Origin of the sequence: Pseudoalteromonas sp. XMcav2-N (genome assembly GCF_024124545.1) — a bacterium.
Classification (GTDB): Bacteria; Pseudomonadota; Gammaproteobacteria; order Enterobacterales; family Alteromonadaceae; genus Pseudoalteromonas.
Window position 1 is genome coordinate 141,934 of sequence record NZ_JAMXSF010000003.1, and the last position, 22,587, is coordinate 164,520.

Consider the following 22,587-nt stretch of genomic DNA (forward strand, 5'->3'; position numbering starts at 1 on the left):
TCTCGCACAGAAAAGGGGTTTTAATAAATTTCGGGACGACCTTAACGGTGCTCAATGAACGAATTATTGCAGCCTGATAGAGAACACGACTCATATGCCACCAAATTGAGTGTTTTTACACCACATTGAGCTAAAATGACCCCTGTCAGTGCGGTAACACGGTGGTTTTTTTGAAATAAATGCGCATATGTCGCATGCTTGCTGACTTGTATGAGCTGTTTTGACCCCGTGACTAAATAGGCGATGATTTCGCCTCTGTGCCGATATAAACGAAAAAAGCCGCGGCACATAGGTGCTCACGGCTTTAACAACCAGAATTTGTTGTTACAGGGCTTGTTCGAACTGAGGTAAAACCTCGAACAAATCAGCCACCAGGCCATAGTCTGCCACCTGGAAGATGGGCGCTTCCGGGTCTTTATTGATAGCAACGATGACTTTTGAATCTTTCATACCGGCCAGATGCTGAATCGCACCGCTGATCCCCACGGCAATGTACAGGTCTGGCGCTACAATTTTACCCGTCTGACCAACCTGCATATCATTTGGTACGAAGCCTGCGTCAACCGCAGCACGTGACGCACCAATGGCTGCCCCTAATTTGTCTGCTATGCCTTCCAACAGTGAGAAGTTCTCCCCGTTTTGCATGCCGCGACCGCCAGAAATAACCACAGGTGCTGCCGTCAGCTCAGGGCGCTCTGATTCAGTTTGTTCAACACCAACAAAGCTGCTGCTGGTGTTTTCAACCGACGTAGTAAGTGATTCAACAGCAACAGGGGCTTGCTCACCGGCCGCATCAAACGCACTGGCACGCACGGTGATAACTTTTTGTGCTTCTAATGATTTAACCGTAGCAATGGCGTTACCAGCATAGATGGGACGCATAAAGGTGTCTGCATCTACCACGTCTACAATTTCAGAAATTTGCGACTTATCCAGCAAGGCCGCAACGCGAGGCATGATATTTTTGCCTGTAGTCGATGCCGCAGCCAGAACATGGCTGTAACCTTCAGCAAGTGTGATAACCAAATCCGCTGTGCTTTCAGCCAACTGATGATCAAGCGCGCCGTCATCCGCCAACTTGACCGCCGTTACGCCTGCGATTTGTGCCGCAGCCTCAGCCACCGATCCAACGTTATGACCCGCGACCAGAACATGGATCTCTGCGCCAAGCTTGCTCGCCGCATGAACCACTTTTGCCGTTTCTGGCTTTAATACACCATTTTCGTGTTCAGCAATAACTAGTACGCTCATGAGATCACCTTAGCTTCAGTTTTTAGTTTATTAACCAGTTCTTCTACACTTTCAACAACGATACCCGCTTCACGTTTAGCCGGCTCTGCCACACGAACCAGCTCCACACGCGGCGCCAGATCTACACCCAGCGTATCTGCTGCAATCACATCAAGTGGTTTACGTTTGGCTTTCATAATGTTTGGCAGAGATGCATAGCGCGGCTCATTCAGACGCAGATCTGTAGTTACAACCGCTGGCAGGTTAAGTGCTACCGTTTGCAGACCACCATCTACTTCACGCGTGACAACCGCTTTGCCGTCAGCAATTTCGACTTTAGACGCAAACGTGCCCTGAGGGCGTTTAGTAAGTGCTGCTAACATCTGACCAGTTTGATTGTTGTCAGAATCGATAGATTGTTTGCCCAGAATAACCAGTTCAGGGCTTTCTTGCTCTACCAGCTTTGCCAGTAGTTTAGCAACGTGAAGCGACTCCAGCTTAGCATCTGTTTCAATATGAATGGCTTTGTCAGCGCCCAGAGCAAGTGCCGTACGCAGTTGTTCCTGACAAGCTTTATCGCCGATTGATACTGCAATTACTTCGCTGGCGGTACCGGCTTCTTTAAGGCGGATTGCTTCTTCTACCGCTATCTCACAGAACGGGTTCATTGCCATTTTTACATTGGCCAGATCAACATCACTGTTGTCGGCCTTGACTCTTGCCTTGACATTGTAGTCAATCACGCGTTTGATTGGCACAAGTACTTTCATGGTTACTCCATCATCTGGTTATTCTATAGGGCTGACGTAAACGTCAACAAAACAATTTAATGAATCCAGACTACTTCCTGTTGACGTAAACGTCAACCTAAAATAACCTTAGCTTAACCTTAACAAAACTAAAGCCTCGTTTTAGTTAAACTACCGTCAATCTATGTGAGGTAAAAATGGTCGAACGCGAAACCATGGAATTTGATGTCGTGATCGTTGGCGCGGGCCCTGCGGGCTTATCGTGCGCGATCCGACTTGCACAACAGGCACAGGAAAAACAACAAGAACTGATGATCTGTGTCGTTGAAAAAGGCTCAGAGGTCGGAGCACATATTTTGTCTGGTGCTGTCTTTGAAACTAAAGCGCTGGACGAATTAATCCCGGGTTGGGCTGAAAAAAATGCCCCTGTCACCACAAAAGTGACTGAAGACGAAATCTACCTGTTTAAAGATCAGAGCAAAGCGACCAGCATCCCGCATTTTGCTGTTCCTAAGACCTTTAAAAATGATGGCAATTATATTGTGTCTATGGGCAATGTCTGTCGCTGGCTGGCTGAGCAGGCTGAGCAACTGGGTGTGGAAGTATTCCCCGGATTCAGCGCGCACTCGCTGATAGTCGAAGATGATGAAGTGAAAGGCATCATCACCGGTGATATGGGTGTTGGCAAAGATGGTGAGCCAAAAGACAGTTACATGCCCGGTATGGAACTGAGAGCCAAATACACAGTATTTGCAGAGGGTTGTCGTGGCCACTTGGGCAAACAGCTGATCAGCCAGTTCGCCCTGGATAAAGATGCAACCCCTCAGCACTACGGTATTGGCTTTAAAGAGATCTGGCAGATAGACCCTGCAAAACACCAGGAAGGCAAAGTTGTCCATGGTACGGGCTGGCCGCTCGATAACGAAACCCACGGTGGGTCGTTTATGTATCATGCTGAGAATAATCAAGTCGTAGTCGGATTAATCATAGATCTTAACTACAAAAACCCCTACCTGAGCCCGTTTGACGAGTTTCAGCGCATGAAACATCAACAAGTCTTTAAAGACACGCTGGAAGGGGGTGAACGCGTTGCATACGGTGCCCGAGCGATTGCCAAAGGGGGTCTACATGCGTTGCCTAAAATGCACTTCCCGGGCGGTTTGCTGGTTGGCTGTGATGCCGGTACTCTGAACTTTGCCAAAATCAAAGGCAATCACACGGCAATGAAGTCGGGTATGATAGCTGCGGATACCATTTTAGCTGCGCTAGGGGAAGAAAACCTTCGCGCAGATTTAAGCGAGTTTGCCGATAACTTCAAAAGCAGCTGGCTGTATGACGAGCTTTACCAGTCACGTAACTTTGGCCCGGCCATGCACAAGTTTGGTCGCATATTGGGTGGTGCCTACAACATGGTTGACCAAAACCTGTTTTCAGGTTCATTGCCATTCACACTCAAAGATACCACGCTGGATCATGCTTCTCTCAGGCTGGCAAAAGACTCTCAGGAAATTAACTATCCTAAACCGGACGGTAAACTGAGTTTTGACAAGCTGTCGTCTGTGTTTTTATCCAATACTAACCATGAAGAAGAGCAGCCCTGTCATTTGCAACTTAAAGATGCCTCTATTCCTATCAAGGTAAACCTTGAGCAGTATGCTGAGCCTGCACAGCGTTACTGTCCGGCAGGGGTGTACGAGGTCAACGAAGATGAAAACGGCGCTAAACAGTTTGTGATTAACGGGCAAAACTGCGTTCACTGTAAGACCTGTGACATCAAAGATCCGAGTCAAAATATCACCTGGGTGACGCCAGAAGGCGCAGGTGGTCCTAACTATCCCAACATGTAAGTTAAGCTGGCAGGTGTCCCTGACCTGCCACAAATGCTATTTATCCTAAATTGCCGGGGCAAAATGCCCCTTTTTTTCTATACTTAAGCAAACGTTTTTTGGAATATGAGGTGCCCTATGGCGCAGCAATCTGAAGTGGTGTTTCGCTTTTTAGCCGAGCCAACCGACGTGAACTTTGGCGGTAAAGTCCACGGTGGCGTAGTAATGAAATGGATCGATCAGGCGGGCTATGCCTGTGCTGCAGGCTGGAGTGGCGCCTATTGTGTTACGGTTTCCGTCGCGGGCGTGCGTTTTCACCGCCCAATTTTGGTTGGCCAAATTGTTGAAGTTTCTGCACGCATTGCCCATACCGGCAAAACCAGCATGCAAATTTTTATTCAGGTACGTTGTGGCGACCCACAAAAGCAACACATGGTCGAAACCAATCATTGCATCATCAGCTTTATTGCCATGGACCAAGCTGGCTACCCTATCCCGGTTGCCAAGTATGAAGCGAAAACCCAGGAACAAAAATCGCTGGAACAATATGCCATTAAGATGAAAGAAATTGCGATTCAGACCGAATCATTGTTACAAAATACACTGGATCAGGGTGACTGATCCAGTGTGTACAGTGGTTTTGCGAGTCTGGTATTTACGCTTAAAAGGTGTACAATGCGCCGATAAAGGCCACATCCATAGTGTCATCACCCACCAGAGGGCTCTTGCTGATAACGCTATCCAGCTCTGTTCTGCTTACACTGGCTATCAAGGTAACTTCTGGCGTCAGCTGGTAGTAGGCGTTTAAGCCAAACGTGACGTTCACGGCACTGTCGTCAGTCTGATACGCTGTACGCCCAACTGATGCATTGATATTTTTGCCGCTGATCCCGTATACGGTATTCACGTAATCTGAATCCAGCCAGCGCACCTGTGCCTGTGCCGAAATACCAAATCCATGAGCACTTTCATACAAAGGAACTTCTGCACTGAGTGCAAAATTGGTGGCGTCTGATTCGTCAGACAAATCGGTATGTCCGGATACACCGAACCATAAGAATCTGGCACCATAGTTCAACACTAACTCACCATCAGGTGCGTCATAGCCGTCAAACACCTTACTGTCTGAGCTGGTGTTACCAAACAGACTATCATACCCTTCGTTGCGATAGCCAAGACCAGCGTAGGCGGTAAAAGTATCATTCAAGTTCAAAAACTGATAACCGATGGTACTGTCTTCATTGGAAAACCAATTACCTTTTTTGATGTCGGCCATCGGCACTATCGCCACTTCGTTGCCAACTCCCTTCCAGGGCAAGTCTGCCACTAATACACCTGCACCAATTTTGACTTCCCAGTCATCCTGCCCTTGCTCGGAGGCGTTACCATACATGCTTGCCAGACCCAAAAATAAACCGCCAGCCATGGCCACTGAGTTTTTAAATATCCCGATCATTCTGAGCTCCTAGTCTCTAAAAGTGTTATTGCGCTGAGATTGAAAGTTCGGGAGTCTGCCGATAACGGCTAAGCAAATGCGCCGACTTCCCCTTGAACTCCACGTACTCATGATGTGATAAAAACATGCAAAACTCAGTGAGGGTCTTGTGAGCAACTGTAACTTTGTGCGCCATACCACAACAGTTATTCACATTTCAGGCGCCTTCATGTATTTAAGTCACCCATTTTGGAACGGTTTAAATTTATCCAGTGTAGCTCTTACCTGCTGGTAAGAGCTGTGCTATGATTGCCGCCGGCTTAAATTGTGGTCAAAGAAAGAGCAAATAGTAGTGAGAAATGTCCGGTTTTTAGTGGTAGACGATTGTACCGCAGTGCGCAATGTCGTACGTAATATCATAAAGACACGCCTGGGGTCAGATCAGGTGATCATGGCAGCTAATGGTAAGCAGGCAATTCAGATCCTCGAGTCAAAGCCCGTCGACATTATTATTTCTGACTGGCAAATGCCTGAAATGAATGGCGAAGAGCTGCTCTACCGAGTCCGCAATAGCGCAAAATTTAAAGACCTGCCTTTTATCATGATGACCTCTAACGGTGAGCGCGATTTTGTGATAACCGCGATCAAAAATGGCGTTAGCCACTTTGTCGTCAAGCCGTTTAGGGCAGAAAAACTTGAAGCTGCTGTGAATAAATCCTGGAATGGCGCTTGTAAACGTAACTCAGTGCGCCATTCTGACTTGCCATCACACGCATTGCGTATTGTTGCATCCGACGCCCTGCTTGAAGCCAAGGTAAATAACATCAGCCACACCGGTATGCAGGTTTATTCTGATTATGTGGACGCGCTTAAACTATACAAAACCACCGAATTCAACCTGAGCTTTGACAACTTTAACGGCCCTCACGCTTTGAGTATTTCCCCTTTGTATGGGTCGATTGTGCGTATAGAAGCAAACGAAGGCCCAGAGCAAGACTGTTTGCTGGGCGTGCGCTTTGAGCTGGATAAATGCAGCGAGCAGGTTCGTAAGAACCTGGACAAACTGATGATACACCTGGATAACGCAGCCCCGGACGTGGTAGATAATAATTAGATAGCTTGCCTGGCCAGCTCGAACATTGTTGTATTTGTTTGCCTGATAAGCTCGTGGCGTGGCATATCACATTGCGACATGACTTTACTCACAACCAGCTCGATTTCACATTGCAATGCCGAATTGAGTTGAGTAGCCCGGACCGTCCCATCTCCTACTCCTGCAAATAATGGTTGTAAAAACACACGACGTTTACAGAGCTGCTCCACGACTAAAGGCATTACCGGAGACTGCTCAGTAAAAACCCGACGGCAAATACTACTTACCAGACGACTGTATGTCGGCTCCATCATATTGGAAACAAGGCGACCTTTTTGCTCAGACTGCGGAGCACTTTCTATACTAAACATTTTCAAACCAATACATTATGTAATAACCCGATCCTAGCTACAAACAGCAAACTGGGGAATTACACAGGATTACAGCTCAGAGTCAGTTCCATTTGTTACTACGCTTTTAGATCGCTACAATACGCGCAAATTTACTAGCCGGAATATTGCGTGCACTTCGATATACAGCCCATTGGTGTGATCCATTCACCCTACAAACAAAAGTTTGCCATTCCAAGACAACCTCGCCTTGTACCAGAAGCCAAAGCTAAGCTGGTATTCTGTGCAGACTTTAACCGAGAAGAGTTTGTACGCGGTATTGAGGAGTTTAGCCACCTGTGGTTGTTATTCCGCTTTCACGAGACCGCCGACAAAGGGTACTCTGCTTTGGTACGACCGCCACGGTTAGGCGGCAATGCGCGCAAAGGCGTATTCGCAACCCGCGCCACCTTCAGACCAAATGGCATTGGTATGAGTGCCGTAAAGCTCGAAGGTGTCGAGTACAAAAATGGTCAACTCGCACTACTGCTATCTGGAATAGACTTGCTCGACGGCACGCCGATAGTCGATATTAAACCCTATTTACCCTATTCAGATGCTCTGGCCGGTGCTGCAGCGGGTTTTGCAGATACCCGCCCCGAGACGCAAATGACGGTGACTTTCAGTGAACAGGCCGAAGATTTTATCTCTAAACAGGGTGATTACCCGGATTTAAGGGACTTTATTAGTAACGTGCTCAAACAAGACCCTCGCCCTGCATATAAGAAAAAACAGGAAAATCCGCAAAACTATGGCATGAACCTGTATGACTTTAATATTCGCTGGCAAGTAGATGGCGAACACAACCATGTCCTTGAAGTAGCCCAGGCAGAGTCGGATTGAACAAAAATCCCTCAGCTATCTGAACTGTCGCTTTTTCGCGATAAATAAAGCTTTTTAAGCGGTTTTAGCACTGTTAAACTAACCCGACAAAAATACTACAACAACGTATGACTACTTTGGCCGAGGCCTGAGTAATCATCAATTGAACGGAACAAGTATGCGTACCAGTCAATATATTTTAGCGACTCAAAAAGAGACGCCTGCAGATGCAGAAGTGATCAGCCATCAGCTGATGTTACGCGCGGGCATGATCCGCAAATTAGCCTCCGGTTTATACACTTGGTTACCTTCCGGCCTGAAAGTGCTGCGTAAAGTAGAAAAAATCGTCCGTGAAGAAATGGACAAAGCCGGCGCCATTGAAATGCTGATGCCCATCATTCAGCCCGCCGACTTATGGCAAGAGTCGGGCCGTTGGGAGCAATTCGGTCCTGAGCTACTGCGTATCAATGACAGACACAATCGTCCGTTCGCACTGGGCCCAACCCACGAAGAAGTGATCACTGATCTGGTGCGCCGTGAAGTCAGCAGCTACAAACAACTGCCACTGACCTTATATCAGGTTCAGACCAAAGTCCGTGACGAAGTACGCCCTCGTTTTGGTGTAATGCGTGCCCGTGAATTCACCATGAAAGATGCTTACTCTTTCCACCTGGACGAAGCGTGCCTGGAAAAAACCTATCAGGCAATGCACCAGGCCTACTGCAATATCTTTGAACGCCTGGGCCTGGATTACCGCCCGGTTATCGCAGATACAGGCTCAATCGGTGGTAGTGTGTCTCACGAGTTTCACGTCTTGGCTGAATCGGGTGAAGATGCCATCGCTTTCAGCACTGAAAGTGACTATGCAGCTAACATCGAAAAGGCCGAAGCCGTTGCGCCCTCTGAGTCTCGCCCTGAGCCTTCGAAAGAACTGAATACTTTCGATACGCCTGAAGCCAACACGATAGCCGAATTAAAAGCAAAGTATGGTGTTAAACCACATCGTGGCGTGAAGACTCTGATAGTCTACGGCGCGCCGGACGAAGACGATAAGCGTGGTCTGGTTGCGCTTATCCTGCGTGGCGATCACGAGCTGAATGAGCTGAAAGCTGAGAAACTTCCTCTGGTTGATTCACCACTGGAAATGGCAAAAGAAGAAGACATCGTTGCTGCAATTGGTGCTAAGCCAGGCTCACTGGGCCCGGTTGGTCTGAGCATGCCTGTTATCGTCGACCGCAGCGCTGCTGTCATGGCAGACTTCGTTGCAGGTGCGAACAAAAATGGCGTTCACTACAGCGGTATTAACTGGGATCGTGATGTTACAGACTATACGGTTGCAGATCTGCGCAATGTGGTTGAAGGCGATCCAAGCCCGTGTGGTAAAGGCACACTACAGATCAAACGTGGTATTGAGGTTGGTCACATTTTCCAGCTAGGCACTAAGTACTCAGAAGCCATGAGCGCTGGCGTCCTAGGCGAAAGTGGAAAAAACCAGGTCATGACCATGGGCTGTTACGGTATTGGTGTTTCGCGTATCGTTGCGGCTGCCATCGAGCAGAATAATGACGATTACGGTATTAAGTGGCCACAGGCCATAGCGCCGTTTGAGCTGGCTATCGTACCAATGAATATGCATAAATCGCATCGCATCCCGGATATTGCACAAAAGTTTTATACTGACCTGCAAGCGGCTGGTGTTGAAGTACTATTCGACGATCGTAAAGAGCGTCCGGGTGTGATGTTTAACGACATGGAGCTATTGGGTGTGCCTTTTACACTGGTGATCGGCGAGCGTAACCTGGATAACAACCAGGTAGAGCTTAAGAACCGCCGTACTGGTGAAAAACTGATGCTGGACATTGACTCTGCGGTAGCTGAGATCGCAAAAGCATTGGGTAAATAACCCCTTTTCCGGCAGAGTGCACTGAGCTGTGCTCTGCTTTATCCTCACTGTCACAATAGCTTCTCTTAACTGCCCTGTTTTTGTCATCCCTCGTCTCTAACTTAGGGCTTATTACGCTCGAGAGTATGGCTATGACACAAACCTACTATCCAACAATTTGGATCTCTGATGTACATCTGGGCTATAAAGACTGCAAAGCCGAGTTTCTGCTGGACTTTCTAAACAGCACACGTTGCGACACCCTGTATCTTGTCGGTGATATCGTAGACCTGTGGTCACTCAAACGGCAGTTTTTCTGGCACTCCAGCCACTACCAGGTACTCGAATGTATTCAACGCAAGGCTGAAAATGGCACTAAAGTCATTTACATTCCCGGTAATCACGATGAAACTTTCCGCAATTACGTAGGTAAAACCCTGTTTCATGTTGAAGTACACAAAACTTATATTCATACCACATCTGCGGGCAAACAATTTTTGTTGTTACATGGTGATGATTTTGACTCAGCAACCCGCTATAACAAACTGATCAGCATCATAGGCGATGCAGCCTATGATTTCTTGCTGTTTCTTAACCGCTGGACCAATCGAGTACGCAGGCTTTATGGCGGGCACTATTGGTCTTTGGCTTCGTGGTTAAAAAACCGGGTTCACAAGGCCCGTGAAGCAATCCATGCTTTTGAACAAGCAGCGGTGCACGAAGCAAAAAAACGCGGTGTTGATGGCATTATTTGCGGTCACATACATCAACCAAGAATTGCTGTCATGGATGGTATCGTGTACTGCAATGATGGCGACTGGATAGAAAACTGCACTGCGCTGGTAGAAAATGAACAAGGCCGAATTGAATTACTGCATTGGTCTGACATTAAGAAGGTGTTGACCGTGGTCGAGCCTGAAGCTGCCTCCCCCGAGGATGTCAAGGCAGCCTGAATTACCGCATGAGGTAGCATGGCATTATCCATGCTACCAATTTATCTGAATAATACGGATTCGCGACTGAACCAGCGTACACAGCAACCCAACAGAGCCGCAGCGAGCAGAGTTGAAGCTAAAAAGATCAACGCAACCGCCTGGTAATCAACCGTCCCTTTAACAATTTCCTTGATGGCCAGCGCCACATTAGTGATTGGGATCCAAGCGGTTTTGGCATTTAAAGTCATATTCGGCAAAACGGAAACCACAATAGGCACAAACACCAACATACTCAGCGGTCCCATGTAATTTTGTGCCTCTTTAAAGCTGCGAGCATAAATGGAAATCGCCAGCACCAGAGACGACAGCATCATGGCAACGGGTAATAACAGAGCAAAAATCAGCAGAAAATCCCACTGTGTGACACTCGAAAATGCACTCAGGATAGGATCCAATGTACCAAACCCACTGGCAATCCCAATCCAGATGGCCATGCTAGACACAGTGACCAAAGCACAGGCAATAGAGCTAATAAGAATGGTCAGAAACTTGCCCAGCACCAATTGAGTGCGAGTCAGCGGTGTCAGTAGTAAGGTTTCCAGCGTACCGCGCTCTTTCTCACCAGCACCCAGATCAATTGCAGGGTAACTGGCGCCCATCAATACCAGCGGGATCAGCATGTAGGGAATAAACGCACCGATTTTCTCACCAATGTTTTCGCGCCTGTCAGCCGTGTCCACTTTTTCCATTATTACAGGTTTAAGTACAGCCGCTTGTTTATTCGCTTCAACACCCAGTTCAGTGAGAGCCTGCTCTGTCAGTTTGGCCGAATACTCGTCAATGGCCTTTTTTATCCGGCCATAAATAAAATTAATAGACTGCGCATCATTAAAGACCACCTGAAACCGGGTTTGTTCACCCAGAGTCACCTGTTCCTTGGGAGTTGACGGAATGTAGATCCCCACGTCAATAATACCTCTTCTGACAGCATCACTGAGTGCGTCAACACTGTCGAGCTTAGTATCGCCCTCATAGCGTTTAAAACTGCGATGATAGAACAAGGTCTCGGCGAAAGGACGGGCAAAGTCCTCGTTAACCACATAGAACGTATGAACCTTTTGCTCTGCCTCTAAAGCTGCTTTAGAAGTCAGAAAAGCGACAAAAGCAAATAAAACTGGAAAGATAACGATGGGAAGCGCAATCACAAAAAACAATGTTTTGCGGTCTCTTAGTAATTCGCGCAGCTCCTTCAGCATGACTTCAAACATATCGCTCTCCCTGAATGATAGTTAAAAACGCCTGATTGAGCTCGCTGTTTTGCCCCTGCTCGCGAAAAGCGGTCAGGCTGCCTTCAAAACAGCTGATGCCTTTGTCAATCACACACACCCGATCACATAACATATCGACTTCATCAAGGTGATGCGTAGAGAATATGACCGGCGTGCCCTGCTCTTTTAATTGCCTGATAAAAGACAGTAACGTTTGCTTGGTCATAATATCCAGACCTGTTGTTGGCTCGTCCAGGATGACCACCTGTGGGTCATGAATTACCGCTCGGGCTATACTGGTTTTCTGTTTCATGCCGGTAGATAAGCTGTCTGAGCGCTTATCCAGGAACGAGGTCATATCCAGCGTTTCGAACAATAGTTCACAGCGGGTCTTTAACTCTTTGCCTCTAAGGCCATGTAATCTGGCAAAGTACTCGACATTTTCTTTTGCACTCAGGCGCCCATACAAGCCGGTAGTGCCAGACAAAAAGCCGATATGACGCCTGCCATGTAGCGGGTTTTTGACGATATCTTGCCCGGCGACAATGATAGCCCCGCTGTCAGGAGACAGTGCCGTTGACAGCAACCTGAGCGTGGTTGTTTTACCAGCCCCATTAGGGCCGAGTAACCCCAATACTTCCCCTCTTTGACACTGAAACGACACAGATTCAACCGAATGAAAATAACCGTCTCTTTCTCTGGGGTCGTCACTGGTTTTATTTTTGTTGTGCTCCCTGCTGAGCTTAAAGCGCTTTTTTAAACCCTCAACCTGTATCACTGTGTGTCCTTTTTTGCTGCCGGTAGTCGTTTGGGGCGGAAATAATCGGTATCGCTATAAAAAGCCAGGTCCTGCTGACCTTGATGCCATTGGGGTATCCCAAGTAAGGGTAAAGGTGACATATGCTTATTGTTGTCCAGCAACCCCTGACGTTCTATCATATTGACCAGTTTCTGGTCTAAATGACGATACTGAAGCTTTAAAGGCAAGTGATAAAAAGCTTCATCTACTTCGATGCATATGACCTTGCCCGTAAGACCGGTAAAAGGCTTAGTCAGCATTTCGTAGTTTGCATGACCAAATACAAAGGGTAGCAGGTTGTGATGCCACATCGCACTGTATTCATAAAATACTTCCTGCCATTGGTGGGCACGTAATGCCGTTTGCCAGCTGATATCAGGTACCGCCAATACCACCCCGCATTCGTCGAATAATGTCAGCGCATTGCGCTTTTTACTACGCTGCTTCAGGCCATGTTCGCCGATTTCCTGCATATGCAATCGATTCAGCAAAGACTTCGTTTGTGGAAACAGGCACCAGATAAGGGCACCAAAAAAATCATGCCAGTTGTTTTCGCGGGTGGGAATACGATTTGTCTGTGCAATGATCTCTTCGTAATACAGAGTTTCGCCTTCCAGCTCACTATTGGGTGTAAATACCACATCCCGATTGTGTTGCTGATCTTTTTGGCCATTCAGCCAGTCAAATGACGGCCAGTCAGTTTGGTGGCTAAGTGAAAACAGTTCTTCTAAATGTTCAAAAGGTGCCTGACTGAACAGGTCTGCATGCCAGTGCTCTGGCGCGGTGAATTTATTCATATTGCCGATATGTCTTTCTCAGGCAGTGTTCAAAGCTGGCATTTTACCTCACCCGAACCCAATACCCCAAGCTTACTTTGTTTAGTAAATCGCCAATTTCGTCAATTATCGCCAAAAGTCGAAATATCAGTGTAAATAACGTTATACTAGCGGCATATAACAACAAGCGAAGATAAATAACACTATGAAACTAAAACTAGCGCTAAGCGCACTGTCTGTTGCTGTGTTAGCTGGCTGTATGGCAACACAAACCAATCAGCCTGGCGATGTAACCGCCGCTTATAACAGCATCAATGCCGACCAACTGGCAACCCACATTAAAACTCTGGCCTCTGACGAGTTTGGTGGTCGTGCCCCTTCTACCAAAGGCGAAGAACTTACTCTGGCCTATCTGAAAAAGCATTTCACCGAGTTGGGTTTCCAACCAGGCAATGGTGACAGCTTCTTCCAGGAGGTCCCTTTGGTATCTATCGAAGCCGATCCGAACATGACGCTAAGTATTGGTGGTAAAGACTACGAATATAAAAAAGACATGGTAATGGGCACGGGTCGTATCAGTAAATTAGAGTCGATTAAAGATTCTGAACTGGTGTTTGTCGGTTATGGTGTCAATGCACCTGAATATGACTGGAACGACTACGAAGGTCTGGATGTACGTGGCAAAACTGTGGTCATGCTGGTAAACGATCCGGGCTTTGCACGTAAAGACCCTGCTTTGTTCACGGGTGAAGCCATGACTTACTATGGTCGCTGGACTTACAAATATGAAGAAGCAAGCCGTCAGGGCGCTGCAGGTGCTATTATCGTTCACGAAACCGCACCAGCTTCTTACCCTTGGAGCGTTGTTGAGAATTCGTGGAGTGGTCCTCAGTTTGGCTTCCAGAAAGAAAACAACAACATGGACCGCGTCGCTGTTGAGGGCTGGGTAACCAGTGATGTTGCCAAAGAGCTGTTTGCAAAAGCTGGCCTGGACTTTGCCGAAGCAAAAGAAAAAGCCGCTGCTGGTGCGTACCATGCAGACATGGGCGATTTAACAGCGTCTGTTACTGTAAAAAGTAAGATCAGCACTTCAACGTCTTATAACTTCATCGCGACTTTGCCTGGTGCAAAGCACAGTGACGAGCACATCATCTACTCAGCTCACTGGGATCACTTAGGCACAGATCCTAACCGCAAAGGTGATAAAATTTATAACGGTGCTCATGACAATGCAACCGGCACAGGTGGCATGATCGAAGTCGCTGAAGCTTTCAGCAAGCTGCCCGTTAAACCAGACCGTTCAGTCACGTTCCTGGCTGTTACCGCCGAAGAACAGGGCCTGCTGGGCTCAAAGTTCTACGCCGCAAACCCGGTTATCCCAGCCGATAAAACGGTTGCCAACATCAACATGGACAGCCTTAACCTACTGGGTAAAGTAAAAGACATCAGCGTCGTGGGTATTGGTAAATCATCACTGGACGAAATGCTGGAAACCGCCGCGAAAGCACAAAACCGCCTTGTCTCTGGCGATCCACGTCCGGCAGCTGGCGGCTACTACCGCTCTGATCACTTTGCCTTTGCCAACATGGGTGTTCCGGCCATGTATGCCGGTGGTGGAACAGAAGCACGTGACGAAGCCACAGCACAATACCGTAAGCGCATGAGCTTAGTGCTACGTGGCTGCTATCACCAACCTTGTGATCGCTACCGTGATGAGTGGGACTTAAGCGGTGCCGTACAGGATCTTCAGTTATTCTTCCAGGTTGGCTACGACATTTCTCAGCAGAGCGACTGGCCTACGTGGAAAGCAACCTCTGAGTTCCAACGCAACAAATAAATACAAATGATATTGATTTTCATTTAATATCATTCTAAAGTGCAACTGTGTTTTCAATCGGTTGCACTTTTATGCTCTCACAATCCTATTCTGTAACAACCAGAAGCAGATCTGCACTCTCCTCCTTGCTGGCAAACAAACGATTATTACTGCCATTTTTACTCTGCCTGGCTGCCGCCTTTGAGCCTCTGCGCGCCCTTACTATCGCAACACTCGCCGACGCATTTTTTCAGGTAAGTGTGTTTGTTGCCGGAACACTGGCAATCTATTACTTTTTGATCGACAGGTTACCTCAACTGGAACTCAGTTACCTGAAAGCCAAGTCCCCTGTGCTGGAAATTGCAATGGCAGCGGTGCTGGGTGCACTGCCGGGCTGCGGCGGCGCAATCATAGTGGTCACGCAGTTTACCAAAGGACAGGCAAGCTTTGCTTCTGTGGTTGCTGTACTAACGGCCACCATGGGGGATGCTGCTTTTTTACTCTTGGCAAAACAACCTCTCGAAGGGTTGATAATTATCGCTTTAGGTATCGCTGTAGGCATTGCCAGTGGTTTGACTGTAAACTTGCTCCACAAGCCTGAGTTTTGCCAGCCAAACCTGCAAAGTAAAAACGCCATACAATGCAAAGCGCCCTCTGCTGCCATTCGCTTCAGTGAGCCGGTCTGGCGCTGGGCACTTATACCCAGTCTAATCATTGCGTTGCTGATTGCGTTTAACACAAACCTGGGCGTCTTCACACAGCCTGTAGAGCTGGCAGGGGCTGCCTTAGCCATATTTGCGCTCACTATCTGGGCACTTTCTTCGAAGGGGCAAAGTTACCGCGAAGTCACAGCTGAAGATGATGAACAGGATCCCCCATCCAAACTGGCTAAAGTCATACACGACACCCACTTTGTCACCGCCTGGGTTGTTGCCAGCTTTATGCTCTACGAGCTGTCTGTTGCGCTGTTTGGCCTGGATCTGGCAGCCTGGTTTTCTGAGTACGCAGTATTTGCCCCTCTTATCGCGGTTGCCATTGGGTTACTACCTGGCTGTGGGCCGCAAATAGTGGTGACCACTCTTTACATTCAGGGGATTTTACCTTTCAGTGCACTGGCGGCAAATGCGGTTGCTAACGATGGTGACGCGTTGTTTCCTGCCCTTGCGCTGGCACCTGGGGCAGCTGTTTTGGCAACAGTTTATTCCGCCATACCCGCGCTTCTTGTCGGATATGGCCTGTACTACTTTGCCGTATAGTAAAAGCAAAAGGCCTGCAGACGCAGGCCTTGTTAACTACATGGTGACAAATGAAGTGGTGCTAAAAACTAGGCTTCATGTTTTTCGATGATCAATATCACTTCACCAACTTTAAAACCCCACTTTATGATTTCTGTGCGATTGAATAATCGCTTTTCATTGACCAGATACATCCAGTCATCCAGGGTGACTTCCAGTGGCTTGCCCTGATATTGGATCTCCAGCTGATATCGCCAGTACAAAGCAGACCCGGCGATTTCTCCCTGCGCCACACCAATAACGTCGCCTGCCGTACCTTGATAGCGATTGCCTGCGGTTTTTTCCAGCTGCCATACTCTCGTCGATTTCTCTCCATCGTCGAATCGAAACCACTCTTTTAACTCACCTTTATTACCCTGCCAGTTACCTATCAGATCGGCCTCAAAGCGCCGGGTCAAATTACCACTGCGGTCCAGCACTATCCCATAGGCTGTCAGCTCTCCTTCAAAGAATTGCTCCAATGCAAGTTCAGGCTTGGTATCACTGTAGTCCGCAATCGTTTTGCTGGTGCAACCACTCAATAGCAACATCAGCACAATAGTCGTTAGTAGTTTCATTGTAATTTACCTTTTCCCTATAAGCTGTTTTCTCAGCTTGGGCTCAGTGGTTTTTTCAGACAGCCAGATCCCCAAAAATGCAGGGCCAAAGGCACTGTCATTAATCGCGCCCAGAAACCGAGCGGATTCTTTAAGTGCAGACTCTGAAAGAGATACTTTCAACGTCTCTGGTGCTTCAGGACGAAAGTAAAAACGGCTCTGTTGCTCTTTATCAACGACTAATATCAGTTGATTTCCTTTACGGATATCAGGCCAAAGTTGACCAAGCTGTCTGAGCCACTGTTCGCTGTTATCAAGCTTAAGTTTTTGTTTTTGCCATTGCTCTCGCGTTGCATCGACCAGCTCTTGCGCCTCAATGTCACGCTTGTAGGTCAATTTGAGTACTTGCGGAAACTCTGTTTCCTGATACCTCCCCCCTGATGTATAAAGCGCAGCGGAGTATATGTCCCAAAACAGATATCGTAATTCTGCAGTTCCACGTAGCTCAAGCGTTGGCAATTGCGTAGCAGTTGATGCCCCTGCCTGAGCCGCTACCAATATGGCAGCTGCCGTTATTAATTTTCGACCTAATCGACTAAACATGTTGAACCCCCGATTGCGTATTCAGGCGTGTATTTAGGTAGACCACCAGGGGTAACACTATCGCCCACACAGCGGCGAACACTAAAAACACATTAATAAGAGACAGCGAACTGTTGAGAGCTCCCAGCTTGATACCGCCGATATAGCTCAGGGCACCAAATACCGCGCCTGTCATTGCCTGAACGCCCACATTGAAGCGCCCCAGCCAGCTAAGGCTATGATTCAGAGTTAACAGGAAATGCGCCCACAACAACGCTAACCACAATGGCAACCAAGGCTGACCATCAACAAAGGAGATAACACCAAGTGCTGCAAGCGTTTGGTCGACCACTAATCCCACAGGTAAAATCGTTAAACTGACCACATCTGCTTTTCGGCTAGGTGAAAGTGCAAAATGCAGAGCCATAATAACGACTACCGCGATGACTGCCTGGTGAGTGAACAGTGCGCTAAGCCACCAGACAGATTGAAAAATGACAAGGTTAATTAGCCAGAAATTGCGCATCGTTGACCCCAACGTATCTGGGCTTACGGGCAACGAGATGATGTGTGCTGATCACTCGCTCAAGGAAGGCGCCCTCACAATACTGCAGATAAAAGAGCCATAGGCGCCTGAAGCGCTCGTCAAAACCGAAAGTACGGATCTGTTGCCAGTTTTGCTCGAACTGCAACCGCCAGCGCTTGAGTGTCTGCGCATAATGCAAGCCAATGTCGTCGATGTCACGCACAACCATATTTGTTTGAGTACCCAGATGCGCAGACATCACCGCAACTGACGGAAGACAACCACCAGGAAAAATATAGCGTTGAATAAAGTCAACGTTGTTTCGATAGTGGTCATAGCGCCCATCTGAAATGGTGATAGCCTGAAGCAACATTAAGCCGTCATCTTTTAGCAAACTACTACACTTGGCAAAAAAACCCGCCATATAACTATGTCCAACTGCTTCTATCATCTCAATAGACACCAGTTTATCGAACTCGCCTTCCAGCAACCGGTAATCCTGCTTCAACAAAGTAACCTGCGTTTCCAGGCCGGCAGTTTTAATTCGTTGTGCGGTAAAGTCGTGCTGGGCATCTGATATGGTAGTGGTTGTAACTTTACAGCCGTAATTTTGCGCTGCAAATATGGCCAGTGCGCCCCAGCCAGTGCCAATTTCCAACAGATGGTCATCAGGACTCAGCTCAAGCTTGTCACAAATGACCTTCAGTTTGTTGTGCTGGGCCTGTTCAAGCGGTTGATCCAATGTCTCAAACACAGCACTGGAGTACATCATGGTCGGATCCAGGAAAGCCTGGTACAAATCGTTGCTCAAATCATAATGGGCAAGAATATTTTGCTTGGAGCCTGATTCACTGTTGCGATTGCCAAAGTGAAATACCTTATTTTTAAGCGCAGTAAGCCAAGACATTTTCCCCTCTAGCTCGTCTAACTGAGACTGAGCGCAGGCAAATATACGGATCACCTTAGTCAGCTCCGGAGTGGCCCATTTTCCATCGATAAAAGCCTCAGCCGCACCTATTCCCCCTCCTTTGAGCACGTCAATATAAAAGCTGGGATCGCTCACGAAGATGGTCGCCTGGAGCCGTGGTTGCATCGCACCCAGTAACACTTTCTCGCTTCCTTCTATGATCTCTAGCCGATCATGCTCGAGATTTTTCAGTAGCTTAAAAATGAACGCTCTGGCTTTATTAATCATCAACTGGCGCCACCAAGATACAGTGGCAGGCTTAGAGATGGTTTGGCTATTTTGTTCCATGTATCACTTCGCTTTATTACAGTTAGAATGCGTTTCAGGGTGCGGTATGAAAGGTACACGCTTCACCCAAAGTTTGAGTGCCTGCCAGTAAATCGCCAGGCATATTTTCAATGTCATAGAGGGCAAACACAGGCCCAGACCCAACAGGCTTTTAACCGACAAGGGTGTTGACTTGAGTGCCATGGTGGCATCAAACAGCTTGTCGTCTTGTAAAGCGCCCTTTTGCTTGTACTCATGTTCGGCCGTAGCGTGGTTTTCTATGTGCACAAGTAATCGCCCCGACCCTTGTGCTGGCGGTGCACTAACACGCCACAAATACTGCATATCCAGAGTCATAAATGGCGACACATGAAATACCTTGTCGGTTCTGTGTGCCTGACTGATATCGACCAGATAATAATGTCGCTGATTCCAGGGGGTATTGCTTACTTCTGCCAGCATCAGGTTACACTTGCCCTGCTCGTCGTAACAAAAGTACACATTAAGCGGGCTGAAATATAATCCCAGACAACGCCCCTGAACCAGTGCTTTTACGCGACCTCCGGGCCATTGCCCGCCAAGCTCTATGACTTTGTTTTTTATACGTTGTTGCAGTGTGCCGGGATCACCTTTGAGATAGTCTTGTTGGCAAAAACGAATGGGCCGATACCACTGGGGACCAATGAGTCCTCTGCCTTTTTGCACAAAGGTGTCTTCATCCAGATCCAGGCACAGCATATAAAGGCGATAGGAAAAGCCATGAGGCACAGGAGCAAAGCGCCGATGCCTGACCTGGCCTACATATAAGGGCGAACTGTGCTGCGAGTCACTCATTACAGGTCATCCAGGCTAATGCCGAACCGTGCTGCTACATCAACCGCACTGCGCACGCCGTCTTCGTGAAAACCGTTGTACCAATAGGCGCCCGCAAAATGAGTATGCTGAAGTCCACAAATTTCCTTGCGACGCTGTTGGGCCGCCATGCTCTGAGTATTAAATACCGGATGCGCGTATTGATATTGACCGATCACCTTGTCTTCATCGATTGGCTGGTTCAGCGTCACACAAAAGGTGCATGGTGCCTCGATACCCTGCAATATATTCATATTGTATGTTACTGCCGCAGGGCGGGATTCATTGTTGTCGAGCAAGTAGTTCCAGGCAGCCCAGGCTAGACGACGCTTCGGCAGCAAGTCCGTATCAGTATGTAAAATCACGCTGTTTTTTGAGTAAGGAATAGCCGAGAGCACACTGCTTTCTTCTGCGCTGGCATCGCCGAGTAAGTTGAGCGCCTGATCGCTATGACAGGCCAGTACCACCTCATCAAATTCACTGACAGTATCAGCAAAGTGCAACTGAACACGGCCGTTTTCTCGGGTCACTTTTTTGATGTCTGCATCAAGATGGATATTGGCCTCCAGGCCACTTAACAGCGGCGCAATATACTGCTTGGAGCCACCTGGGATCACATACCACTGGGGCCTGTCGCTGATATTGAGTAAGCCGTGATGATAAAAAAAGCGGACAAAAAATTTGAGCTCGAATTCCTTCATTTTCTGTAAGCTGGTAGACCAGATAGCAGCACCCATCGGCAAAATATAATGTTCAGCAAAAAATTCGCTGAAGTTTTGCTCGTCAAGAAAACTACCCAGTGTTTCGTTCGCAGAAAAATCATCATCCGCGAAGCGCTGTTTGGCCGTTTTATTGAAGCGTACGATTTCGCGGATCAGGCGCCAAAATTTAGGGCGAACTAAGTTACGCCGTTGGGCGAACAAGGTATTAAGGTCGTGACCGTTGTATTCCAACCCGGTGTCTTTATTGTGCACACTGAAACTCATTTCAGTGGCCTTGCCCTGGATCCCCAGCTTGTCCATCAATTTAATAAAGTTTGGATAAGTTCGGTCGTTATAAACAATAAACCCGGTATCAACCTGATAGGTTTGGCCCTGGTACTCAACCTCTTTTGTGGCAGTATGGCCACCAAGGCGGTCTCTTTTTTCAAACAAATGTACATTGTGTTGGGTACTGAGCAAACGTGCACAGACCATACCTGAAACGCCACTACCAATGACGGCTATTTTTTTCATCTTTTTATCCATTTTGCCGCAACATGTCGCCAAACGTTATGCGGCAACCAACCAAAAAATTTAAGCAGGTAGGTAAACCTGCGAGGAAAGTGAATATCAAACTGTTTGTTTTCTACCCCTTGAAAGATACGCTCCGCGGCTTGTTCGCTGGTTATCTGACAAGGCATTGGAAAGTCGTTTTTTTGTGTTAGCGGGGTATCAACAAAGCCGGGGTGTACGACGCTGACCTGAATGCCATTTCCGGCCAAATCCACATCGAGTGTCTTAGCAAGATAGGTAAGCCCCGATTTTGAAGCACCGTAAGCCTCAGCACGAGGTAAAGGCAGGAAACTTGCCGATGAACTGACAAACACCAAAAAAGAAGGAGCACGTAGCTTGCCAAGCCAGGCATCCAGACAGTAGCCGACTGAGATTAGGTTAACGCGGATGATCCGCTCGAACAGTTCAGAATCGAATTGTTTCGCGTCGTCTATGTATTCACAGCCACCGGCGTTAAGGATAATCCCATTCAGGTGTGGCAGTTTGTCTGCCACATCAAAAATGGCAGCCTTATCATTAAGGTCAAAACATACATGTCGGACTTGTTCAGATTCAGGCAGAACCGATTGAAGTTTTTCTTTACTACGACCACACACATGCACTTTGTAGCCAGCATTAAGATAGCGTCTGGCGAGGGCGAGCCCTATTCCGGAACTTGCACCCGTTATCAAAATTTCGGGCATGCCTGTGCTCCTTTGTTGTTTACACCGCTGGTTTGCTCACCAGAAATACGGGCTTTGAGCCAACGTACACCCACTCCCATCAATGGGATATGTTCGTACAGCAAGCTGCCTGCATCGAAGTAATCTCGATGTAGAATCACTTTGCCGTCCTGTATTTTTAGGTAAGAATGGCCTTCTACGCTTATTTCCCGGCCTTTTCCCAACCGGTTATGCCGATAGCGCATGGTCCAGTAAAGCGCGGCCTGGTCGCCTTGCGACAGACTATGGTGAATATCAAACTGACAGCTGATCACATTGCTGTACATATCGGAAAAGTATGTGCTGAGGTTGCTCAGTCCATTAATGCCATGTAGCGGATCGCTAAACTGGATATCTTGGTGATAAATTTCTTCCAGCAAGTGCAAGGTTTCTTTGTCCAGCTTATTGTAAATCCTTACAAAGTTACTTAGCCAGTCTGGTTGTTCGGTCATTACTTTGTCCTTTTTGATACTATGCCTTGTTATACGGGGTCAGACTGACATCAGATCAAACTCTCTGAGTCTGGGGTAACCTTTTACGCTGATACCGGCTGATATCAAATGGACG

The 22,587-nt window shown here is 47.7% G+C and carries 23 protein-coding genes; 8 read left to right on the forward strand and 15 right to left on the reverse strand.

Annotated features, from left to right (window positions below; translation table 11 throughout):
* Positions 1-324 precede the first annotated feature (324 nt).
* Together NH568_RS05275 and NH568_RS05280 are read right to left on the reverse strand one after the other, a co-directional pair.
* On the reverse strand, positions 325-1,251 hold the full coding sequence (locus tag NH568_RS05275) for an FAD-binding protein (RefSeq protein ID WP_253045189.1): 927 nt from the start codon (positions 1,249-1,251) through the stop codon (positions 325-327).
* Positions 1,248-2,000, reverse strand: coding sequence for an electron transfer flavoprotein subunit beta/FixA family protein (locus tag NH568_RS05280; protein WP_253045193.1), 753 nt, complete (start codon positions 1,998-2,000; stop codon positions 1,248-1,250). Before NH568_RS05280 ends, NH568_RS05275 begins: the two co-directional genes overlap by 4 nt.
* Before the next feature lie 176 nt (positions 2,001-2,176).
* Here NH568_RS05280 and NH568_RS05285 point away from each other — a divergent pair, with 176 nt between their 5' ends.
* Positions 2,177-3,826 (forward strand): electron transfer flavoprotein-ubiquinone oxidoreductase, encoded by a 1,650-nt coding sequence (locus tag NH568_RS05285; RefSeq protein ID WP_253045195.1) that lies wholly within the window; start codon positions 2,177-2,179, stop codon positions 3,824-3,826.
* 117 nt (positions 3,827-3,943) lie between these two features.
* Complete coding sequence (locus NH568_RS05290; RefSeq protein WP_253045198.1) at positions 3,944-4,426, forward strand: acyl-CoA thioesterase; 483 nt, start codon at positions 3,944-3,946, stop codon at positions 4,424-4,426.
* Between the two features lie 40 nt (positions 4,427-4,466).
* On the opposite strand, the gene NH568_RS05295 is transcribed toward NH568_RS05290, so the two are convergent.
* Positions 4,467-5,261 carry a MipA/OmpV family protein gene (locus tag NH568_RS05295; protein WP_253045202.1) on the reverse strand — a complete coding sequence of 265 codons (795 nt, stop codon included), beginning with the start codon at positions 5,259-5,261 and terminating at the stop codon, positions 4,467-4,469.
* 331 nt (positions 5,262-5,592) lie between these two features.
* Between NH568_RS05295 and NH568_RS05300 the strand changes: the two genes are divergently transcribed.
* A complete protein-coding gene (locus tag NH568_RS05300) occupies positions 5,593-6,354 on the forward strand; it encodes a response regulator (RefSeq protein WP_253045204.1) in 762 nt (253 codons plus the stop codon).
* On the opposite strand, the gene NH568_RS05305 is transcribed toward NH568_RS05300, so the two are convergent.
* Positions 6,351-6,704 (reverse strand): hypothetical protein, encoded by a 354-nt coding sequence (locus NH568_RS05305; protein WP_138552470.1) that lies wholly within the window; start codon positions 6,702-6,704, stop codon positions 6,351-6,353. The genes NH568_RS05300 and NH568_RS05305 overlap by 4 nt on opposite strands.
* Before the next feature lie 150 nt (positions 6,705-6,854).
* Between NH568_RS05305 and tsaA the strand changes: the two genes are divergently transcribed.
* The 3 genes from tsaA to NH568_RS05320 all read left to right on the forward strand — a co-directional run bounded on the left by tsaA (position 6,855) and on the right by NH568_RS05320 (position 10,379).
* Positions 6,855-7,565: a tRNA (N6-threonylcarbamoyladenosine(37)-N6)-methyltransferase TrmO gene (gene tsaA / locus NH568_RS05310; RefSeq protein WP_253045207.1), complete on the forward strand. Its 711-nt coding sequence runs from the start codon at positions 6,855-6,857 to the stop codon at positions 7,563-7,565.
* A 157-nt stretch (positions 7,566-7,722) separates the two neighbouring features.
* Positions 7,723-9,447 (forward strand): proline--tRNA ligase, encoded by a 1,725-nt coding sequence (locus NH568_RS05315; RefSeq protein WP_253045211.1) that lies wholly within the window; start codon positions 7,723-7,725, stop codon positions 9,445-9,447.
* Positions 9,448-9,578: 131 nt separating this feature from the next.
* Complete coding sequence (locus NH568_RS05320) at positions 9,579-10,379, forward strand: UDP-2,3-diacylglucosamine diphosphatase (protein ID WP_138552467.1); 801 nt, start codon at positions 9,579-9,581, stop codon at positions 10,377-10,379.
* 41 nt (positions 10,380-10,420) lie between these two features.
* On the opposite strand, the gene NH568_RS05325 is transcribed toward NH568_RS05320, so the two are convergent.
* Genes NH568_RS05325 through NH568_RS05335 form a run of 3 tightly spaced genes read right to left on the reverse strand, consistent with a single transcriptional unit; the run spans position 10,421 to position 13,225 of the window.
* Positions 10,421-11,629: an ABC transporter permease gene (locus NH568_RS05325; protein ID WP_253045214.1), complete on the reverse strand. Its 1,209-nt coding sequence runs from the start codon at positions 11,627-11,629 to the stop codon at positions 10,421-10,423.
* Entirely contained in the window at positions 11,622-12,407 is a 786-nt protein-coding gene (locus NH568_RS05330) for an ATP-binding cassette domain-containing protein (protein WP_253045217.1), read from the reverse strand. Before NH568_RS05330 ends, NH568_RS05325 begins: the two co-directional genes overlap by 8 nt.
* Entirely contained in the window at positions 12,404-13,225 is an 822-nt protein-coding gene (locus NH568_RS05335) for a DUF3025 domain-containing protein (RefSeq protein ID WP_253045219.1), read from the reverse strand. Before NH568_RS05335 ends, NH568_RS05330 begins: the two co-directional genes overlap by 4 nt.
* 184 nt (positions 13,226-13,409) lie before the next feature.
* On the opposite strand from NH568_RS05335, the gene NH568_RS05340 reads away from it, so the two are divergent.
* Positions 13,410-15,041, forward strand: a complete 1,632-nt coding sequence (locus tag NH568_RS05340) for a M28 family peptidase (RefSeq protein ID WP_253045221.1) — start codon at positions 13,410-13,412, stop codon at positions 15,039-15,041.
* A gap of 71 nt (positions 15,042-15,112) precedes the next feature.
* The gene (locus NH568_RS05345; RefSeq protein ID WP_253045223.1) at positions 15,113-16,276 is read left to right on the forward strand and encodes a putative manganese transporter; all 1,164 of its coding nucleotides are present in this window, start codon (positions 15,113-15,115) and stop codon (positions 16,274-16,276) included.
* 68 nt (positions 16,277-16,344) lie between these two features.
* Here the strand turns inward: NH568_RS05345 and NH568_RS05350 are convergent, their stop codons facing one another.
* The 8 genes from NH568_RS05350 to NH568_RS05385 are packed head-to-tail and all read right to left on the reverse strand — an operon-like array spanning position 16,345 to position 22,472.
* The gene (locus NH568_RS05350; protein WP_253045227.1) at positions 16,345-16,872 is read right to left on the reverse strand and encodes a DUF3833 domain-containing protein; all 528 of its coding nucleotides are present in this window, start codon (positions 16,870-16,872) and stop codon (positions 16,345-16,347) included.
* A 6-nt stretch (positions 16,873-16,878) separates the two neighbouring features.
* Positions 16,879-17,454: a chalcone isomerase family protein gene (locus NH568_RS05355; RefSeq protein ID WP_253045229.1), complete on the reverse strand. Its 576-nt coding sequence runs from the start codon at positions 17,452-17,454 to the stop codon at positions 16,879-16,881.
* Positions 17,447-17,959 carry a DUF2878 domain-containing protein gene (locus NH568_RS05360; protein ID WP_253045231.1) on the reverse strand — a complete coding sequence of 171 codons (513 nt, stop codon included), beginning with the start codon at positions 17,957-17,959 and terminating at the stop codon, positions 17,447-17,449. The genes NH568_RS05355 and NH568_RS05360 overlap by 8 nt, the downstream gene beginning before the upstream one ends.
* Positions 17,937-19,214 carry a cyclopropane-fatty-acyl-phospholipid synthase family protein gene (locus NH568_RS05365; protein ID WP_253045233.1) on the reverse strand — a complete coding sequence of 426 codons (1,278 nt, stop codon included), beginning with the start codon at positions 19,212-19,214 and terminating at the stop codon, positions 17,937-17,939. Before NH568_RS05365 ends, NH568_RS05360 begins: the two co-directional genes overlap by 23 nt.
* Before the next feature lie 3 nt (positions 19,215-19,217).
* Positions 19,218-20,027 carry a DUF1365 domain-containing protein gene (locus NH568_RS05370; RefSeq protein ID WP_253045235.1) on the reverse strand — a complete coding sequence of 270 codons (810 nt, stop codon included), beginning with the start codon at positions 20,025-20,027 and terminating at the stop codon, positions 19,218-19,220.
* On the reverse strand, positions 20,027-21,280 hold the full coding sequence (locus NH568_RS05375; RefSeq protein WP_253045237.1) for an FAD-dependent oxidoreductase: 1,254 nt from the start codon (positions 21,278-21,280) through the stop codon (positions 20,027-20,029). The genes NH568_RS05370 and NH568_RS05375 overlap by 1 nt, the downstream gene beginning before the upstream one ends.
* Entirely contained in the window at positions 21,277-22,002 is a 726-nt protein-coding gene (locus NH568_RS05380; protein ID WP_253045241.1) for an SDR family NAD(P)-dependent oxidoreductase, read from the reverse strand. The genes NH568_RS05375 and NH568_RS05380 overlap by 4 nt, the downstream gene beginning before the upstream one ends.
* Positions 21,987-22,472, reverse strand: coding sequence for a nuclear transport factor 2 family protein (locus NH568_RS05385; protein WP_253045245.1), 486 nt, complete (start codon positions 22,470-22,472; stop codon positions 21,987-21,989). Before NH568_RS05385 ends, NH568_RS05380 begins: the two co-directional genes overlap by 16 nt.
* Positions 22,473-22,587: the final 115 nt, after the last annotated feature.

Excerpts from the sequence above, each read along its gene's own strand:
- NH568_RS05275 (WP_253045189.1), bottom strand. The coding sequence starts at position 1,251 with ATGAGCGTACTAGTTATTGCTGAACACGAAAATGGTGTATTAAAGCCA.
- NH568_RS05280 (WP_253045193.1), bottom strand. The coding sequence starts at position 2,000 with ATGAAAGTACTTGTGCCAATCAAACGCGTGATTGACTACAATGTCAAG.
- NH568_RS05285 (WP_253045195.1), top strand. The coding sequence starts at position 2,177 with ATGGTCGAACGCGAAACCATGGAATTTGATGTCGTGATCGTTGGCGCG.
- NH568_RS05290 (WP_253045198.1), top strand. The coding sequence starts at position 3,944 with ATGGCGCAGCAATCTGAAGTGGTGTTTCGCTTTTTAGCCGAGCCAACC.
- NH568_RS05295 (WP_253045202.1), bottom strand. The coding sequence starts at position 5,261 with ATGATCGGGATATTTAAAAACTCAGTGGCCATGGCTGGCGGTTTATTT.
- NH568_RS05305 (WP_138552470.1), bottom strand. The coding sequence starts at position 6,704 with ATGTTTAGTATAGAAAGTGCTCCGCAGTCTGAGCAAAAAGGTCGCCTT.
- NH568_RS05315 (WP_253045211.1), top strand. The coding sequence starts at position 7,723 with ATGCGTACCAGTCAATATATTTTAGCGACTCAAAAAGAGACGCCTGCA.
- NH568_RS05320 (WP_138552467.1), top strand. The coding sequence starts at position 9,579 with ATGACACAAACCTACTATCCAACAATTTGGATCTCTGATGTACATCTG.
- NH568_RS05325 (WP_253045214.1), bottom strand. The coding sequence starts at position 11,629 with ATGTTTGAAGTCATGCTGAAGGAGCTGCGCGAATTACTAAGAGACCGC.
- NH568_RS05335 (WP_253045219.1), bottom strand. The coding sequence starts at position 13,225 with ATGAATAAATTCACCGCGCCAGAGCACTGGCATGCAGACCTGTTCAGT.
- NH568_RS05340 (WP_253045221.1), top strand. The coding sequence starts at position 13,410 with ATGAAACTAAAACTAGCGCTAAGCGCACTGTCTGTTGCTGTGTTAGCT.
- NH568_RS05345 (WP_253045223.1), top strand. The coding sequence starts at position 15,113 with ATGCTCTCACAATCCTATTCTGTAACAACCAGAAGCAGATCTGCACTC.
- NH568_RS05350 (WP_253045227.1), bottom strand. The coding sequence starts at position 16,872 with ATGAAACTACTAACGACTATTGTGCTGATGTTGCTATTGAGTGGTTGC.
- NH568_RS05355 (WP_253045229.1), bottom strand. The coding sequence starts at position 17,454 with ATGTTTAGTCGATTAGGTCGAAAATTAATAACGGCAGCTGCCATATTG.
- NH568_RS05360 (WP_253045231.1), bottom strand. The coding sequence starts at position 17,959 with ATGCGCAATTTCTGGCTAATTAACCTTGTCATTTTTCAATCTGTCTGG.
- NH568_RS05365 (WP_253045233.1), bottom strand. The coding sequence starts at position 19,214 with ATGGAACAAAATAGCCAAACCATCTCTAAGCCTGCCACTGTATCTTGG.
- NH568_RS05370 (WP_253045235.1), bottom strand. The coding sequence starts at position 20,027 with ATGAGTGACTCGCAGCACAGTTCGCCCTTATATGTAGGCCAGGTCAGG.
- NH568_RS05375 (WP_253045237.1), bottom strand. The coding sequence starts at position 21,280 with ATGAAAAAAATAGCCGTCATTGGTAGTGGCGTTTCAGGTATGGTCTGT.
- NH568_RS05380 (WP_253045241.1), bottom strand. The coding sequence starts at position 22,002 with ATGCCCGAAATTTTGATAACGGGTGCAAGTTCCGGAATAGGGCTCGCC.
- NH568_RS05385 (WP_253045245.1), bottom strand. The coding sequence starts at position 22,472 with ATGACCGAACAACCAGACTGGCTAAGTAACTTTGTAAGGATTTACAAT.